This window comes from Paenarthrobacter histidinolovorans, assembly GCF_014647595.1.
Lineage (GTDB): Bacteria > Actinomycetota > Actinomycetes > Actinomycetales > Micrococcaceae > Arthrobacter > Arthrobacter histidinolovorans.
In genome coordinates this window covers 1-16,596 of record NZ_BMPM01000007.1, presented here as the reverse complement: position 1 = coordinate 16,596, position 16,596 = coordinate 1, and the positions used below count along the sequence as shown (strand labels likewise).

At 63.4% G+C, this 16,596-nt stretch carries 14 protein-coding genes; 6 read left to right on the top strand and 8 right to left on the bottom strand.

From position 1 onward, the window contains the following. Positions 1-9: 9 nt before the first annotated feature. Positions 10-996 (bottom strand): LacI family DNA-binding transcriptional regulator, encoded by a 987-nt coding sequence (locus IEY62_RS15795; protein ID WP_189019560.1) that lies wholly within the window; start codon positions 994-996, stop codon positions 10-12. 465 nt (positions 997-1,461) lie between these two features. On the opposite strand from IEY62_RS15795, the gene IEY62_RS15790 reads away from it, so the two are divergent. After that, positions 1,462-2,628, top strand: coding sequence for a Gfo/Idh/MocA family oxidoreductase (locus IEY62_RS15790; RefSeq protein WP_189019558.1), 1,167 nt, complete (start codon positions 1,462-1,464; stop codon positions 2,626-2,628). Further along, the gene (locus tag IEY62_RS15785; RefSeq protein WP_189019555.1) at positions 2,625-3,419 is read left to right on the top strand and encodes a TIM barrel protein; all 795 of its coding nucleotides are present in this window, start codon (positions 2,625-2,627) and stop codon (positions 3,417-3,419) included. The genes IEY62_RS15790 and IEY62_RS15785 overlap by 4 nt, the downstream gene beginning before the upstream one ends. A 71-nt stretch (positions 3,420-3,490) precedes the next feature. Here IEY62_RS15785 and IEY62_RS15780 read toward each other — a convergent pair whose 3' ends face one another. Both IEY62_RS15780 and IEY62_RS15775 read right to left on the bottom strand, forming a co-directional pair. Continuing rightward, complete coding sequence (locus IEY62_RS15780; protein WP_189019553.1) at positions 3,491-4,486, bottom strand: Gfo/Idh/MocA family protein; 996 nt, start codon at positions 4,484-4,486, stop codon at positions 3,491-3,493. 1 nt (position 4,487) lies between these two features. Then, positions 4,488-5,672 carry a Gfo/Idh/MocA family protein gene (locus IEY62_RS15775; RefSeq protein WP_189019551.1) on the bottom strand — a complete coding sequence of 395 codons (1,185 nt, stop codon included), beginning with the start codon at positions 5,670-5,672 and terminating at the stop codon, positions 4,488-4,490. Between the two features lie 120 nt (positions 5,673-5,792). Between IEY62_RS15775 and IEY62_RS15770 the strand changes: the two genes are divergently transcribed. After that, positions 5,793-6,812, top strand: coding sequence for a LacI family DNA-binding transcriptional regulator (locus IEY62_RS15770; protein ID WP_189019549.1), 1,020 nt, complete (start codon positions 5,793-5,795; stop codon positions 6,810-6,812). Here IEY62_RS15770 and IEY62_RS15765 read toward each other — a convergent pair whose 3' ends face one another. Next, a complete protein-coding gene (locus tag IEY62_RS15765) occupies positions 6,813-7,670 on the bottom strand; it encodes an EamA family transporter (RefSeq protein WP_189019547.1) in 858 nt (285 codons plus the stop codon). It abuts the gene before it with no gap. A gap of 68 nt (positions 7,671-7,738) precedes the next feature. On the opposite strand from IEY62_RS15765, the gene IEY62_RS15760 reads away from it, so the two are divergent. Next, entirely contained in the window at positions 7,739-8,617 is an 879-nt protein-coding gene (locus IEY62_RS15760) for a LysR family transcriptional regulator (RefSeq protein WP_229785371.1), read from the top strand. 32 nt (positions 8,618-8,649) lie between these two features. Here the strand turns inward: IEY62_RS15760 and IEY62_RS15755 are convergent, their stop codons facing one another. Together IEY62_RS15755 and ilvD are read right to left on the bottom strand one after the other, a co-directional pair. Further along, positions 8,650-10,329 carry an HNH endonuclease signature motif containing protein gene (locus IEY62_RS15755; RefSeq protein ID WP_229785369.1) on the bottom strand — a complete coding sequence of 560 codons (1,680 nt, stop codon included), beginning with the start codon at positions 10,327-10,329 and terminating at the stop codon, positions 8,650-8,652. A 155-nt stretch (positions 10,330-10,484) separates the two neighbouring features. After that, entirely contained in the window at positions 10,485-12,347 is a 1,863-nt protein-coding gene (gene ilvD / locus IEY62_RS15750) for a dihydroxy-acid dehydratase (RefSeq protein ID WP_189019545.1), read from the bottom strand. An 86-nt stretch (positions 12,348-12,433) separates the two neighbouring features. Between ilvD and IEY62_RS15745 the strand changes: the two genes are divergently transcribed. After that, positions 12,434-13,267, top strand: coding sequence for a helix-turn-helix transcriptional regulator (locus IEY62_RS15745; RefSeq protein ID WP_189019542.1), 834 nt, complete (start codon positions 12,434-12,436; stop codon positions 13,265-13,267). A 193-nt stretch (positions 13,268-13,460) separates the two neighbouring features. Here the strand turns inward: IEY62_RS15745 and IEY62_RS15740 are convergent, their stop codons facing one another. Both IEY62_RS15740 and IEY62_RS15735 read right to left on the bottom strand, forming a co-directional pair. Beyond that, a complete protein-coding gene (locus tag IEY62_RS15740; protein WP_229785403.1) occupies positions 13,461-14,597 on the bottom strand; it encodes an HTTM domain-containing protein in 1,137 nt (378 codons plus the stop codon). Between the two features lie 5 nt (positions 14,598-14,602). Further along, on the bottom strand, positions 14,603-15,388 hold the full coding sequence (locus tag IEY62_RS15735) for a DUF5819 family protein (protein WP_189019538.1): 786 nt from the start codon (positions 15,386-15,388) through the stop codon (positions 14,603-14,605). A 157-nt stretch (positions 15,389-15,545) separates the two neighbouring features. Between IEY62_RS15735 and IEY62_RS15730 the strand changes: the two genes are divergently transcribed. After that, on the top strand, positions 15,546-16,596 hold a 1,051-nt coding region (locus IEY62_RS15730), incomplete at its 3' end, for a hypothetical protein (protein ID WP_189019536.1).

The following is a 16,596-nucleotide window of genomic DNA, read 5'->3' as shown; positions in this document are numbered from 1 at the left end:
TCGCAGGCTCTACCCGGGCACGTGCGCTGTGGTGCGGCGCGCCACCAGATGCGGCGTCCGCACCAGGTGGGTGGCCGGCGTCGTCCCTTCCAAACGGTCGACGGCGCGGTCCACCGCGGCATGGGCAAGAAGCGGCGCGTCCTGGCTGATGGAGGACAACTGGACGTAGCTGAGGCGCGCAAATTGGCTGTCGTCGTAACCAAGGACGGACACGTCTTCCGGCACGCGAAAACCGCTGGCCCTGAAGTTCTCCCAGACGCCCAGGGCGCAGCGATCGTTAAAAGCCACGACGGCGGTGGGCAGGTCCTCCTGCAGCTCACGTCCGGCGCGCAAACCATCTTCTTCCGTGGGACCACCCGGGACGATGCGGACAGCCAGTCCGCGGCGCTCCATTTCATCCCGGAAGGCCGCCCTGCGCTGCGGACCGGAGACGGCTTCGCCGCCGTCAACGTGGGCAATGCGCCGATGGCCAAGCGACGTCAGGTGCTCGATGGCGATGCGCATGCCGGCTTGGTCGTCGCTGCTCACGGAGTCCACGGAATCGCCAACGTCATCCCGAAGCAGGCTGACTACAGGCACCCGGGCGGCGTATCCGGCCAACTCCTGCTCTTTGAGGGTCGGGGAAATCATGATGAGGGCTTCGCATCCCAGATCCAGCAGCGACTCCACTGCCCGTTCTTCGGATCGTCCGTGGGCCACCGCGCTGAGCGCGATGTCGTAGCCCCGGAGTGTGGCTCCGGCGTAGGCGGCATCAACGATTTCGGCATGAAAGGCCTGGGCAGTGGTGAAACTGACGCCGAGGAGTTTCGTACGGTTGCTTCGGAGGAGGCGGGCGCGGCTGTCCGGTCTGTAACCGAGTGCCCGGGCTGCTTCCTGCACTCTTGCCCGGGTAGCGTCCGATGCGCCTGGAACGTCCCGCATGACGATGGAAACGAGGGCGCGTGAAACACCTGCCGCTTCCGCTACGTCCATCAGCGTGGGCCGTTTGCCCGTCATGGCTCTCCTCTGCTCGGGAGCCAGTCTATAGAACGATCCAACTGCATGGCTTCCGACGAGTCGTGCGGTCGGTCGCGACTCAGACGACCGACCGCACTAGCCCGTTCATGCAGCGATGGCGCCCCGGGCGGGCCCCAGAACCCGCCACACCCATCGCTGCCTACTGTGCCAATGACGCGACGCGGCCGAAAAGGGCAACGGCGCTGAACGCGGTCAATGACATGGGCACTGGATATGTACTCCGACTTCCTCAAACATGACGCGGAGTTCCGAAGAATATTTTCCAGGATGCGCTTTTCGCCTGAGCTCCACGACATCTTCGTCGTCATTTCAGGGCACTTTTCCGAATCCGGCGCAATGTGAACAGTAACTCGAGAAACGTTCTAGAACGATCTAGACGCACCCACCCAACCCGTGCAACCATTGATCCACTAGAACGATCTAGATCCCCGAGAAGGAGCCCCAGTGACGTATCTCCAGCACCCGGTCCAGGCGGAGCAGCCTGTCCGCATCGCCGTCATCGGTGCCGGCTGGATCGGCAAGTTCCACGCCGAGTCCATAGCCCACCGCATCCCGAACGCACGGCTGGAAGCAATCGCCGACCCCGCGCTTTCCGCCGTCGACGAACTCGCCAGCGGGCTCGGTGTGGCGAAAATCAGCACAGACGCCGCCGATGTGCTGGCCGATCCGGATGTTGATGCCGTCCTCATCGCCACTCCCCTGCGTTTCCATGCCGCGCTGATCAAAGCCGCCGCATCGGCCGGCAAGGACGTCTTCTGCGAAAAGCCCGGCGGGCGGACCATCGCCGAACTCGACGCCGCCATGGATGCTGCGGCGAGCGCCGGCGTCGTTCTCCGTTTTGGCTTCAACCGCCGCTACTCCAGCGATTTCGCTGCCGCCCGCAAGCTGGTGGACGACGGTGCCGTTGGCACACCGCAGCTCTTGCGCTCCCTCACCCGGGACCCCGGAACCGAAGCCGGCATCAGCCACCCGGAGCGCATCGCTCCCGGCACAATCTTCCTGGAAACCCTCATCCACGACTTTGACACCCTTAACTGGCTCAACCCCGGAGCCGTCCCCGTCAAAGTCCACGCGGTCGCAGATGCCCTGGTGGCGCCGGAGGCGAAGTCGGCTGGCCTGCTGGACACCGCCGTCGTGACCATCACGTACAGCAATGGCGCAATCGCTGTGGCTGAAGCGAACTTCAACGCGCTCTACGGCTACGACGTCCGGGGCGAAGTGTTCGGCTCCGCAGGGATGGTCACAGCCGGTACACCGCAGGCCACCAACGCCACCAGCTACACAGCCGCAGGCATCGTCACGGAGACCTCGCGGCTGAACATCCATCTCTTCCACGACGCCTACACCGCCGAACTCGCAGCATTCGCGGGCGACGTCGCGGCACGCCGTGGCTACGCAGGTGAAAGCACGACGGCGGCATCCTCCCCAGCACCCGTGGCGGCACCGGGTGGGGTGGACGCGCGGAACGCGTTGGCCGTGGCACTGGCTGCCTTCAAGTCCGCGGAGACAGGCCTGCCCGTTGAGGTTTCGGAAATCGCGGAACTGCGGGCCGCCGAGCCCGTTCCCAAGCACGCCAGCGCCCAGCCCGCGCCCGCCGGTGTCCCCGCATGAGCTTCCGCCTGGCCGTCTGCGCGGAAATGGTCTACGGCGATTTGCCCCTGCTTGACCGGGTTCGCCGGATCCACGAGCACGGCTTCGAGGTAGAGCTGTGGGACACCCGCGGACGGGACATCCGCGCCCTGGCCGCCACTGGGGCTACGTTCTCCTCCATGAGCGGATACTTCGGGGGCAGCGTCATCGACCCCGCAAACGCCCACGAGGTCCTGGCATCGGCAGAAAAGCTGATTCCCACTGCGCTGGAGCTGGGCGTGGAGCGAATGGTGGTCCATCCTGCCGAACTCGGTGAGGGAGGTCGGGCCGTGAGGCCCGCCTACCGGTCCACGGGTGACATGTGGCTGACCGGACTCAGGACCTTGGAAAGGCTTGGCGAACTGGGCGCAAAGCACGGAGTCACGTTCGCCTTGGAAAACCTCAACACGATCCTTGACCACCCGGGCATTCCGCTTGCGAGGGCCAAGGACACGCTGGCCCTTGTGCAGTCCGTGAATCATCCCAACGTGAAGATGATGCTGGATCTGTATCACGCACAAATGGGCGAGGGAAACCTGACCGAGCTGGTACGTGCGGCGCAGCCATTCACCGGCGAAATCCAGGTGGCCGACGTACCCGGGCGCTTCGAACCCGGAACAGGCGAGATCAACTATCCGGCGATCGCGAAAGCCCTTGACGAGTCCGGATTCACGGGTGTGATCGGCTTGGAAGCCGGCGCGATCGGCGGTCCGGGAATTGAAGCCGGTGACGCCGCCCTTGCCGCCTTCCGCGCCGCGTTCACGCGCAACTGAGTCGCAGTAGTGCGCGTTGCGGGCGCTGGAAACCGACCACCCGTACCACGCACTACTGCTACCACTCTGGGTCAATACTTGACAGGCTCCATGCGGCCGGATCGCAGGGAGAGCACAGCGGCCTCGGCGATCGCTTGGGCCTTCAGTCCGTCTTCCATTGACGGAGCGGGGGCCTCGCCGCTTTCCAACGCTGAAACGAACGCAGAAAGGACCGCGGCATACGTTGGCTGGACGCGTTCGAACCAGCCGGAGTGCAGCCCGTCGTCCACCACGGACGTGCCGGAGTAGCGGGACACCGCTCCCGTCCTGTGTCGTCGGGCTTCCACCATCCCCTCGGAACCCATGACCTCGATGCGCTCGTCGTACCCGTAACCGGTGCGGCGCACACTGTCGATCTGGACCAATGCCCCGCCGGGAAGCCGCAATGTAACGGCGGAGGTGTCGACGTCGTCGTAGTCCGCAATGGCGGGTTCCGCCAACGCTGAGCCGGTGGCGAAAACCTCCACCGGATCCAGGCCGGAAAGCCATCGGACCAGGTCAAAGAAGTGGACCGTCTGGTCACGCATCTGGCCGCCGGAGACGGCGACGTAGGACAACGGCGGCATGGATGGGCCGCGGGAGGTGAGCTGGATCAGTTCCACCGTGCCGATCCCACCGGAATCCACCAGACGTTTGAGTTCGCCGTAGTCGCGGTCGAAACGGCGGTTGAAATCCACCATCACAGGGACGCCGCACTCCTGCGCGAATGTGGCGGTTTCGCGGGCGCGTTCCAGGTCCAGATCGATGGGCTTCTCGCACAAGGCCGCAATTCCGACGGCGGCCGCTCGCCGAAGGTGCCCGGCGTGCGTATCGGTGGATGAGGCGATGAAGACGGCGTCAATCAGGGACGGGTCGAAGAGCTCCTCCAACTCCGTGGCGGCGGCAGCACCATGGGCTGCTGCGAGGGTTTGTGCGCGCTGCCGGTCGACGTCGTAAACGAGTCGAAAGTCGACCCCCGGATGCGCGGCAAGGTTGGCGGCGTGGACGGTGCCGATGAAACCGGCACCTATGAGTGCGAAGCGGATCATGTCAGGCGGCTGCTTTCCGGTGTGCTGATGCTGGGACTTTCCATGCGGAATCGTCGTGGTGCGAGGCAGCGACAGCCTCCACGAACTGGACGCCGATCAATCCGTCGATTCCGGTGGGGAATGACAGCGCGCATTCCGGGAGAGGCGTGGAGTCGCGGCGTGCGCGGAGGACCTCGGCGAGATCGGAATAGAAGTTGGCGAAGGCCTCGAGGAAGCCCTCGGGGTGGCCGAGGCCGACGCGCGTGAGCCGGGACGCATCGTCGTGGAGGGTGCTAAGCCCATGCGTGAGGACTGTAGTGGTGCCTGCGGGATCCTGGACCTTGAGGTGATGCGGGTCCTCGTGCTGCCACTCGAGGCTCCCCTTCTCGCCGTACACGCGGATGCGGAGTCCATGGTTGTGGCCGGTGGCCGCCATACTTGCCCAGAGGCGGGCCGGGACGTCGCCGGTCAGTTCGATTTCCACCGTGGCGTTGTCGAAAACGCGGCGCCCGGGCACGAAGGTCTGCAGCCGGCCGGAAAGACGTTGGGCTTCGAGTCCGGTGATGTAGCGCAACAGATGGAAGGCGTGCGTGCCGAGGTCGCCTACGACGCTCGGGAAGCCGGCAATGTCCGGATTGGTGCGCCACGACGCCTGCTTGTGGCCCTCCTTTTCAAGCGGCGTGGACGCCCACCCGGAAGCGTGTTCGACGTCGACAAAGCGGATGGCGCCCAGCTCACCGCTACGGACCATGCGGGCCGCCTGTCGAACCATGGCGTAGGCGGAATAGCAGTGCGGCACCGCAAGGATCGCGTCATTGGCGGCGGCGATGCGTACGAGTTCGGCGGCGGAAGCCGAGCCCTGCGTGAGCGGCTTCTCGCAGACCACCGAAATGCCGTTCCCGAGGAACGCCCGGGCGATCTCAAAATGACTGTCGTTGGGCGTAGCCACCACAACCACGTCCACACCGTCTGCACGGGCGGCCTCGGCGACGGCCATTTCACGGGCGTCGCCATAGTTGCGCTCCGCCGTCACACCAAGCGAGGCACCGATGGCGCGGGAACTGCTCGATTCCCGCCCGAAGATTCCTGCCTGGAGGTCGTAATGGCCATCCAGCCTCATGGCGAAGCGGTGGGTCTTGCCGATGTCGGCGCCCTGGCCGCCCCCGATCATGCCGGCGACCAATTGCCGGGAATGTGGTGCACTCATGGAAGATCTCCATTGACTCTTTGGAATTTACTTGGACCGGTCCATAATGGCTGTGGGGAGGGTGGAGCGTCAAGCCCTCTAAGCTTGGATGGAATCCGCCGGAGCGAGAAGGGACATTGCGTGACTGAGGCCTTCAGCGCATCTGGGACCAAGCCCACCATCCGCGACGTCGCCACCGCCGCCGGCGTCTCAAAATCCCTGGTCTCCCTGGTCCTGCAGGGCTCCGCCAACGTCAGTGAGAGCCGCCGTCGTGCTGTTCTGGAAGCCATGGAGCAGCTGGGCTACCGACCCAACCGGCTGGCCCAACGCTTGTCCGGTACCCGGAGCGGAACCATCGGGGTAATGCTCAATGACATCCGAAACCCATGGTTTGTGGAATTACTGGAGGGACTCACTGCGTCCCTGCACGCGGCCGGAATTTCGCCGGTTCTGGCCGACTCCTACACCGATAACCGGGTGGGCCGCAGTTCCGTGGAGACGTTGCTGGAGCAAAGGATTGACGGACTGGTGGTGGTGGGTACCACCTCGGAGTCGGCCGCGATCGGAAAAGCAGCGCAGAGTGTCCCCGTGGTTCTGGCCGGAACCCGTGAACCGCACCTTCCCGGCGTCGACATCGTCGTCAATGACGACGACGCCGGCGCGAGGCAAGCCACCGAGCACCTGCTCTCACTGGGGCACCAGCGCATTGCGCATCTTCAGGGGCCGGGCGAGGTCGGCAAGCTGCGACGGTTGTCCTTCGAACAGACTATGCTCGACGCCGGACTGGAACCATCGGTGGTAACTGGCGGGGTGAGCGAGGAAAGTGCCTACGCTGCCGCGGGCCGCCTGCTGGCCGGAATCAAAAGGCCGACCGCGATCTTCGCTTACAACGACATTGCATGCATCGGCGCACTGTCCGCAGCCGACGACCTTGGACTGTCGGTACCCAAGGATCTCTCGCTCGTTGGCTACGACAACACCTACCTCGCCAAGATCCGGCATCTCTCACTGACCTCCGTGGACAACGGCAACCTCGCCGTAGGCGTGGAAGCCGGTAAATTCATCCTCGAGCGGCTTACAGCCCCGGACCTTCCTGCCCGCTTGCACCAAGTGCCGTCGCAGCTGCAGGTGCGGGGGTCCTCCGGTGACGCTCCCTCGTAGCTACCACTTCCGTCGGCCCAGCAACAGCACTCCTGCGTTGGCTCCGACGATCAGGGCGATTCCGGCCCACTGCAACGGGGCAAGTTCCTGACGCAACATCAGGACTCCGATGACCGCCGCGAACACGGGGTTGATGCTCATCAGAACGCCGAACAGGTTCGCAGGCACCCTCCGGAGCGCGATCAGGTCCGCCACATACGGCAGCACTGAGGCCATGATGCCAGCACTCACAGCACAGAGCACAGCAAAGCAGTCCACGGGTTTGGTCAGAAAAATTATGACGGCGACCGGCAGGAAGAGGGTCGCGGACACTCCCGAGGCCGCCGCTGTTCCCTGGATTCCTTTGATTCGCTGGCCCACAATCCGATTCAGGACTATGTAAGCTGCCCAACTGCATGCGGCAATTAGTCCAAGGCTGATGCCCAGGAGATCCGTTGAGACCTCCGGACCGGTGATCGCGACAACGCCCGTCGCTGCGGCGATCGCGCACAAGGCACTTCCCGTCCTTCGAGAACCTGCCAGTGCCACGGCTAGCGGGCCCAGGAACTCCAGTGTCACCGCCAGCCCCAGGCCGATGCGCTGAATGGATGCATAGAGCCCAAGGTTCATGGTTCCAAACGACAGGGCCAGAAGAAGTACCGGCCACCATTGGTGCCAGCCCAGCTCGCGCAGCCTCGGCCGCACGACCGGAAGCAGGACAGCCGCGGCCACAAGTTGTCGAACAGCCACGACGCCCACAGGTCCCATGACAGGAAAAGCGAACGAAGCACTCGCGGCCCCCAGCTGGTTCGAGAGCGCGCTGGCTACGAGGGTGGCGGCTCCCCCGGCCTTGCCCGCAGCGGCGCTGGTCTGTTCCATGATGAGATTCTGCGCTCCCGGGGTTCAGTCGCTAAATGCGTAAACCGAGGTATTTATGCGCTGCATGCATGAATATGATGAGGGGCATGGACGTGGAACTGCGCCAATTGCGCTGTCTGATCGCGATAGTGGAGCAAGGCACGTTTACCGACGCCGGCATCGCGCTTCGAATGTCCCAGACCGCCGTGTCACGAAACATCGCAGCCCTCGAAGATGCATTGGGGACACGTCTCGTGTGGCGGACCACCCGCAGCGTTGCGCTGACAGCCGCCGGTGAACGCGCCCTGGGCAAGGCCCGCAGAATCATCGCGCTCCTTGCCGAACTCGAACAGGATGTCCGCGCCGGCACAGGGCAGGTCCGCATAGGCTACGCGTGGTCGGCTTTAGGTGAGCACACAACCGAATTCCAACACCGCTGGAAATTGCGCTTCCCGCACACCGAACTGCAACTCACCCGTTCCAACACACCCAGCGGCGGCCTGCTGGACGGAACCACCGATTACGCGATCCTTCGACGCCTCCCGCAGTCCACCGCCATCGAGCATATCGGCGTCGGTGAGGAGAAGCGCTACTGTGCCATGTCCACTGTCGATCCTCTGGCCTCACGGAGATCGGTGACTTTGGCTCAGATCGCCACGTTGCCCGTAGCGATGGACCTGCGCACGGGTAGCACCACACTGGACCTGTGGCCGGAGCAGGGTAAGCCGCCGCAAGTGGTCCCTATCCACGACATTGACGATTGGCTGACCGTAATCGGCAGCGGGTCCGCCCGTGGCATCACCGCAGCCTCCACCGCACATCAGTACCGACGCCGGGGAGTCGCCTACCGGCCGGTGCGTGACGCCCCCGTGGTTCCGGTGTACGTGGCGTGGCTGAAGAAGGACCCGCCCCGGGATCGCCAGGCTGTGATTGATCTACTGGCCGAACTCTATCGCTCCGCGCTTTGACGCCCCACGCCATACCCGTGAAGGCAAGCGGTCTACGTCCGCAGCGGTGTGTGGTGATGGTTGCGTCGCGCTGTTTGGCCGGGATCGATGTGCGGTGGCGGGGTGAACCACGGGACGCCGTTCCTGCTGGCAATCTTCCACTGTTCCTTGTGGATGACGTGGTGATGGTGTGAGCACAGGAGCACGCCGTTGTCGGTGTTGGTGGGGCCACCTTGCGACCAGTAGGTGATGTGGTGGGCTTCGCACCAAGGCGCCGGCATGGTGCAGTCCGGGAAAGCACATCCTTGGTCTCGGGCGTTGAGCGCCTTGCGGATGTGAGGCGGGAAGATCCGGCTGGTGCGGCCAATTCCGAGGACCTGGCCTTCGGTGCCGAGCAGGACCGGGAGGATGTCGGCGTCGCAGGCAATTTTCCGGATGACGTTCGGGTGGATGGGCCCTTGGAAAGTTGATACCGCGCTGCTGAGCCTGGTTCGGGAACCGCCAATGCCCTTGGCACCGTCGTTTGTGGACTTCGTGCCCGGGCCGGCGTTGACCGTGCCAACAGGATTGGCGGTTTGGTTTTGGGCAGCTTGGTTCTGAAGCTGGTCGAACAGATCCCGATGGTCAATAGTGACCATGACTTGAGGCTTCAAGCCTCCGTTGGCTGGTAGCTGAGCAGTTCTGAGGGCCAACGCGCAGCCGCCGACCAGACCGTCGAGGAGTCTCTGGGCACGGGAGCGCCGTTCCAGTTCCGGAACCCGCTGGGTCACGATGGTAGGCGTCCTGCCGAGGGTGTCGGTGATCTTGCCGTCGAGGGCTGCCTCCCCCGAGCCGCTTGGACGTCCATTGTTTCGCGCGTCGCCGTCGACGAGCCGGGGGTTGGTGGCCGCGTTCATCACGGTGGTGAGGGTTTCGAATTGTTCGGCCGTTGCGAAGATTTCGAGATGATGGAGCCCATGCCGGGGCTTACGAATGAACGCACCTTGGAGGTGGCGAAGCACTTCTTCCGTGGGTTCGGGGCCGTCCTGGTCGATGAGGTCCGCCCAGTGGCGTGCCGTCGTGGAGACAAAGTCGGGGTCGGACCGAATGGCTGTGGCGGTGAGGGCCTTCTCCATCCTGGTGATGGTGTCCTCATCGGTAAGAAGCTGAACGCGGTCCAGTGCAGTGCTGATCAGGGTGGCCGAGCCGGTGGATATCAATGCGTCCGCCACAGCGGAGGCGAGCTGTTCGCGCTGCGGTGGGATTGGCTCGCCGGCAATGCCGATACCGGGCAGGACGGTGCCCGCGAGGGCCAGCCGGCGTCGGGCTTCCTTGGCTGTGATCCTCAGCCGCGAACGGAGGAAGTCCGCGGCGTTCCGGTACCCGTCATCAAGCACAGCGGCACTTCCGGCCTCTTTGGCCGGGTCTGCCTGTTTCCCTGATGCCGGGTCTGTTTTTTCGGTCCAGCCTGTGCGCCATGCGACGCGCGTCGAAGACGAACCGAGTGCTTTACCGGCTTCATTGCGGGTTCGCTCCACGGCGTGGGCTGCGACGATTTGAAGGTACTCCACGATCCGGGCAATATCCTCCACCCTGCCGGCGAAAGCGCTCGCTTCACTGAAATCGAACATCGAGGCTTGCCCAAGAATCGAGGTCCGCACGCAATCAAGGGCGTCGGCGCCGTCTTCGAGGTAGTCCACCGCATGGTGCGATGAGGGATCCACCCTCTCCTCCGCCAGCCCGCTGATACCCATAAACCAACCCTGTCACGGCCCCAACCCACAGTAACCACGCCAATCTTCGTATGTGGATAAACCCAGCAACCGCTGTTAACAGCGAAAGCCGCCGGCCGCCGTCGTGCGTTGAAAGAAGCACGACGGCGGCAGACGGCTGGGCGCTAAACGGAGCCTTACAGGTTTTCCACCAGCGAGACGTCCCGGACGGCGCCCTTGTCGGCGGAGAGCGCCATGGCCGCGTAGGCGCGGAGAGCCGGTGACACCTGGCGGTCACGGTTCTTGGGCTTGTACCCGCCGTTGACTTCGAGCTTCTCGCGGCGTTCTGCGAGGATCTCGTCGGAAACCTGGAGCTGGAGCGAGCGCTGGGTAATGTCGATGCTGATGATGTCGCCGTTCTCCACCAGGGCGATGGCGCCACCGGAAGCAGCCTCCGGGGAGATATGCCCGATCGACAGCCCGGACGTGCCACCTGAGAAGCGACCGTCCGTGATGAGGGCGCACTTCTTGCCCAAACCGCGGCCCTTGAGGAATGACGTCGGGTAGAGCATTTCCTGCATGCCGGGGCCACCGCGGGGGCCTTCGTAGCGGATGACCACCACGTCGCCTTCCTTGATGGTCTTGTTCAGGATCATTTCCACGGCTTCGTCCTGCGACTCGCACACAACTGCCGGGCCTTCGAAGGTCCAGATTGACTCGTCCACGCCTGCGGTCTTCACCACAGCGCCGTCCACCGCCACGTTTCCGCGCAGCACGGCCAGGCCGCCGTCCTTGGAATAGGCGTGCTCCACGGAACGGATGCAGCCACCTTCCGCATCAGTGTCCAGGGAGGTCCACACGTTCGATTGCGAGAACGCCGTAGACGAGCGGACACCACCGGGAGCCGCGTGCCACAGTGCCTGCGCTTCCTCCGTGGCTTTGCCGCCGCGGATGTCCCAGTCGTCCAGCCAGCCGTCGAGGTCGGAGGAGTGAACGGAGTGGACGTTCTTGTGCAGGAGGCCGCCGCGGTTCAGCTCGCCCAGCAGCGCGGGGATACCACCTGCGCGGTGGACGTCCTCCATGTAGTACGTCTTGTCCTTGGCGACGTTCGGAGCCACCTTGGCCAGGCAGGGCACCTGGCGGGACTTGGCGTCCATCTCCGCAAGTCCGTACTCCACGCCCGCCTCCTGGGCTGCAGCCAGCAGGTGCAGGATGGTGTTCGTGGACCCGCCCATGGAGATGTCCAGGGCCATGGCGTTGTCAAAGGCCTCGGCGGTGGCGATGGAGCGCGGCAGCACGGAGTCGTCGTCGCCCTCGTAGTACCGCTTCACAAGCTCGACGACGGTAGCGCCGGCCTTCTCATACAGCGCCTTGCGGGCGGTGTGCGTGGCGAGGACCGAACCGTTGCCCGGCAGGGCGAGGCCGATGGCCTCGGCCAGGCAGTTCATGGAGTTGGCTGTAAACATGCCGGAACAGGAACCGCAGGTGGGGCAAGCGTTCTCTTCGATGAGGTTGATGTCGGCATCGGAAATGGATTCGTCCACGGCATCGGCAATCGCGTTCACCAGGTCCAGGGAGCGCACGGAACCGTCGGTCAGGGTGACGCGGCCGGCTTCCATGGGCCCACCGGAAACGAACACCACGGGAATGTTCAGGCGCAGCGCGGCCATGAGCATGCCCGGAGTGATCTTGTCGCAGTTGGAAATGCAGACGAGGGCGTCGGCGCAGTGTGCGTTGACCATGTACTCAACGGAGTCGGCGATCAGGTCGCGCGAGGGCAGGGAGTAGAGCATGCCGGAGTGCCCCATGGCGATGCCGTCGTCCACGGCGATGGTGTTGAATTCGCGCGGCACTGCACCGGCCGCGAGGATTGCGTCGGAGACAATCCGCCCCACAGGGGCAAGGTGGGTGTGGCCGGGAACGAATTCGGTGAAGGAGTTGGCCACGGCGATGATCGGCTTGCCGATGTCTTCGTTGGCGACGCCGGAGGCGCGCAGCAGTGCGCGGGCGCCGGCCATGTTGCGGCCGTGGGTGACTGTTTTAGAGCGAAGTGCAGGCATGAGTACCATCCTGCTGGGGTTTTGTTACCTCTGGAAGACGGTGCTGCTACTAGTAGTGAAAGTACCAGAGTAATAGTGTTGTCAGAGTGAAAGATGAGAGGCGCAAGGAACTGGGACTTTATCTCAGGACCCGCCGCACCCAGGCCCTGCGCTCCGACTACGGGCTTCCCCCGGTGGGGCGGTCCCGCGAGCGCGGATTGCGCCGGGAGGAGATCGCCTTCCTCTCCGGCGTCAGCGTCACTTGGTACACCTGGCTCGAACAAGGCCGTGACATCAGTCCCTCACGGCAGGTCCTGGAGTCCATCGCCCGGGCCCTGCACCTTTCGGACACCGGGCTCGGCTACGTGCTCTCCCTGGGTGGTTATTCTTCTGCGATTCCCAAGGGCCCGGTTGCCGCCGATGCGCCCGCGCACGTCCAGCGACTGCTGGAGGCCCTGGATCCCAATCCTGCCTATGCACTCTCACCGGACTGGGGCGTTGCCGGGTGGAACCGCGCCTATGAGGCGCTGTACCCGAACATTGGAACTTTCGACGCCGCCGACAGGAACCTTTTGTGGCTCGTCTTCACCGACCCCTACGTCCGTGACCTGCTCCCGGACTGGGACGTCACCAGCAAGAGGTTCCTCGCCGAGTTCCGGGCGGAGACGGGTCAGCGGTTGGGTGATCCGGATGTCGCGTACCAGGTGGAACGGCTCAAGGAAGCCAGCCCGGAATTCCAGGAAAGCTGGGACCGCTACGACATCCTTGGCTTTGAGTCCCGCGAGCGCCTGTTCCACCATCCGGCAGTGGGAGTGCTGCAGCTGGAGCACCACCAGGTATCGCCGTCTGACCGTCCCGACCTGCACATTGTGGTTTATACGCCGGCGCCCGGGAGTGACGCCGGTGAGCAGATGCAGCGGCTGTTGAAGGCGGATGCTTAGGCCAGCCGAATCTGGCCGCCGCGATTCATTCACCAAAACGCAGTTTCCAGCGAGATGAACCGAAGCGGCCTCCGACGTCGGGCTACATCCCAAGCACGAGCAGTGCCGGACTTACGGCAGTTGGTTGACGTTCGGCACCCAGGCTTTGGAGCCAGCGGTCATCGGGACCCCTTGCATGTCGGCTTCGGCCAGGTCACCATCCGTAGCCCCCCCGGGCGTCAATGACGCCGTTGTCCGAGTCATCCGGGGCGCTTCGGCGAGGACGCGATTGGCGGCGGACACGCCCCGCACCCCTAACCCAGTTCGCAATCCTTTGCCAGGTGACATCCCTGACAAATATTGAATCAATGGCCACCATTGCCAACGAGAACCACGGAAGACCCATGAGGACAGCGATGCCAAAATGGAATCCCACCATCGCGAAGAGGACCGGAATTCTGGTCCACCGGAACAGTAAGGCTCCTGGGAAAAGGAGTTGGATCAGGATCGAGCCGATTGAAGCGATGGCCACTGCAGGCGCCCACGCCGACACCAGCTCGCTGAGCTCCGGCCAAGGCGCAAATCGAGCGACATGAAGTGGGTAGTAGACGGCTGTTCCGTTTTGCCAGACAGTGCCCCCGGCCTTGAAAAGTGCTCCTGCGACATAGACGAACGCAACCTGACAGGTCAGTATCACTACTACCAAATTGTGCGACAGGTTTGTTAGCGCCTGTGGGAGTACGGGCGCTCCTTGCCACAGTCTGCTGATTGCAGACGCGCTTGCCGCAGCGCGAGCACGTCGTCTGGCATCCAGAGACCAGCGCATGGATGAGTCAGCGAACACTAAGCCGAGCAGGGCAATTCGAAATATGTTGTCACCCTGATCGGACACCATATCCTGCAGCTCAATCAAGCTGACCCACAAAACCCAGAAGGCAGGGAGCACTATTCTGGTGCGGTATCCCAGCAGCAGGGCAATCGCCAGCACGCCTACAAAAAGATAGAGGAGTGTGAAGAGTACGTCATATTGAATCAACTCATGAAAGGCCGAAAAGAGCCATATTCCAGGGAATGGGCTCCGCGGCGATTCGAGCTCCCCGGTCCAAGCGCTTGCCGAACCAAAAGTGTAAAAGCGGGTGCTGAAATTTGTCGCCAACAAACCCAGCGCCGTGATGGCTAGAAGCATTCGCGTGACAGCAAGGCCGTATGTGGCCTTCTTGGAGTCCATCAGCCATCCGTCCAGTGTCACCAGAACGTTGCGTAGCACCAGCAGCAGGTAGCGCGGCCCCTCCGACCAGAAATTTCTCCAAATCCGTCCAATTGTTGCTGCGGTGGACCTTAGGACCTTCATGGGGTTCACTTGACTCCCTTGAGATTTGAGAAGACCTCGCTGAAGAGCGATTCGTTCTGCCCCGGAAACACGAGTGTGCCACGCCATCCAGAGTCCAGCACCGTGACGGCCGGAGGCTTGGCGTCAGGCCGGTCTCGATCTGCGAATGGCGTCACGTTCTGTCGGCTGACTTGGAATTGAACAGCTGTCACTGAGCTTCCCCAGACAGCTTTGGCGACTTGGGTGGCATACGCCGCGGTCCGCCGTTCCTGGGCAAGAAACGTCTTGGTGTTCTTCTCCGATGCGGCTTTAGTCGCGCCGGTGGCTACGCCTGCCGTGATGGCTTTCTCCAGCCGGTCTTGCCAATTTTCGCCCTTGTAGTATCCGGCGGCCACCGTCTTCTTTTGCGCCGCAGTGAGCTTATCGAAGGACTGCTTGTACTCGGTGGCCTGCTGGAGGCCCAACATAGTGGCTCGCGGCGGGAATAGATTGTGATGGGTCATGTCTAACTCGGCCTCTGTTGCATTGACCCAATCTGTCGGCTTCTTCTCGTCACCGCCCAAGATTGCCCTGACCTTTATCGTCACGTTGCCATTGATTGGATCCGGTGCGAAAACGCTCCAGCTTTGGCCAAAGACGGGAAGCATGTAATTCGATAGCGTCTTTCCCGGAACCAGGTCTCGCAGTCCGCTGGCGGGTGCTACCCATAGGAATGTTGCAAATATGTGCCATGCGGTGAGCAGCACGCATACGGCGGCCACAATTCTGATCCAGACAGGACGATGCCTGGGCCTAAGCTCGGCCAGTGCCATTGGAAACCTTTCAGGGTTGGATTCTAACTTCACAAATGGGGTCGATGCTTTCGAAGCGAAAGCATCGACCCCATTTACGTGAACCGCCTACTACGAGGTGCGCTTCTTGCGGGCAACAACCAACGAGCCGAGACCGGCCGTCAACAGCAGAGCAGCTATGCCACCGAACAACAGAACGTTCGTGGCACCTGTGGTGGCCAGGTTGGAGCCTTCGGTACCGGCGGTAGCCGACGCGGCGTTAGCAGCCGTCGCCGAAGCAGCATCAGCAGCAGTCGCCGAAGCGGAGTCAGCAGCCGAAGCAGCGTCAGCAGCGGTCGCGGAAGCCGAATCTGCAGCCGAAGCAGCGTCAGCAGCGGTCGCGGAAGCCGAATCTGCAGCCGAAGCAGCGTCAGCAGCGGTCGCGGAAGCCGAATCAGCAGCCGAAGCAGCGTCAGCAGCGGTCGCGGAAGCCGAATCTGCAGCCGAAGCAGCGTCAGCAGCGGTCGCGGAAGCCGAATCAGCAGCCGAAGCAGCGTCAGCAGCGGTCGCGGAAGCCGAATCAGCAGCCGTCGCCGAAGCAGCATCAGCAGCAGTCGCCGAAGCCGAATCAGCAGCCGTCGCCGAAGCAGCATCAGCTGCCGTCGCCGAAGCCGAATCAGCAGCAGTCGCCGAAGCGGAGTCAGCAGCCGAAGCAGCATCAGCAGCAGTCGCCGAAGCCGAATCAGCAGCAGTCGCCGAAGCGGAGTCAGCAGCAGTCGCCGAAGCGGAGTCAGCAGCCGAAGCAGCATCAGTAGCAGTCGCCGTCGCGGAATCAGCAGCCGTAGCAGCATCAGTAGCAGTCGCCGAAGCAGAATCAGCAGCAGTCGCGGAAGCCGAATCAGCAGCAGTTGCGGAGTCAGCAGCAGTCGCCGAAGCGGAATCAGCCGCAGTCGCGGAGTCAGCAGCCGTCGCCGAAGCCGAATCAGCAGCAGTTGCGGAATCAGCAGCAGTTGCGGAGTCAGCAGCCGTCGCCGAAGCGGAATCAGCAGCCGTAGCAGCATCAGTAGCAGTCGCCGAAGCCGAATCAGCAGCAGTCGCGGAGTCAGCAGCCGTCGCCGAAGCGGAATCAGCCGCAGTCGCGGAGTCAGCAGCCGTCGCCGAAGCCGAATCAGCCGCAGTCGCGGAGTCAGCAGCCGTCGCCGAAGCCGAATCAGCCGCAGTCGCGGAGTCAGCAGCCGTCGCCGAAGCCG

What these genes read in the sequence shown, in the direction of transcription:
- IEY62_RS15795 (WP_189019560.1), bottom strand. Translation starts at nt 996, where the DNA reads ATGACGGGCAAACGGCCCACGCTGATGGACGTAGCGGAAGCGGCAGGT.
- IEY62_RS15785 (WP_189019555.1), top strand. Translation starts at nt 2,625, where the DNA reads ATGAGCTTCCGCCTGGCCGTCTGCGCGGAAATGGTCTACGGCGATTTG.
- IEY62_RS15780 (WP_189019553.1), bottom strand. Translation starts at nt 4,486, where the DNA reads ATGATCCGCTTCGCACTCATAGGTGCCGGTTTCATCGGCACCGTCCAC.
- IEY62_RS15775 (WP_189019551.1), bottom strand. Translation starts at nt 5,672, where the DNA reads ATGAGTGCACCACATTCCCGGCAATTGGTCGCCGGCATGATCGGGGGC.
- IEY62_RS15765 (WP_189019547.1), bottom strand. Translation starts at nt 7,670, where the DNA reads ATGGAACAGACCAGCGCCGCTGCGGGCAAGGCCGGGGGAGCCGCCACC.
- IEY62_RS15760 (WP_229785371.1), top strand. Translation starts at nt 7,739, where the DNA reads ATGAATATGATGAGGGGCATGGACGTGGAACTGCGCCAATTGCGCTGT.
- IEY62_RS15755 (WP_229785369.1), bottom strand. Translation starts at nt 10,329, where the DNA reads ATGGGTATCAGCGGGCTGGCGGAGGAGAGGGTGGATCCCTCATCGCAC.
- ilvD (WP_189019545.1), bottom strand. Translation starts at nt 12,347, where the DNA reads ATGCCTGCACTTCGCTCTAAAACAGTCACCCACGGCCGCAACATGGCC.
- IEY62_RS15740 (WP_229785403.1), bottom strand. Translation starts at nt 14,597, where the DNA reads ATGAAGGTCCTAAGGTCCACCGCAGCAACAATTGGACGGATTTGGAGA.
- IEY62_RS15735 (WP_189019538.1), bottom strand. Translation starts at nt 15,388, where the DNA reads ATGGCACTGGCCGAGCTTAGGCCCAGGCATCGTCCTGTCTGGATCAGA.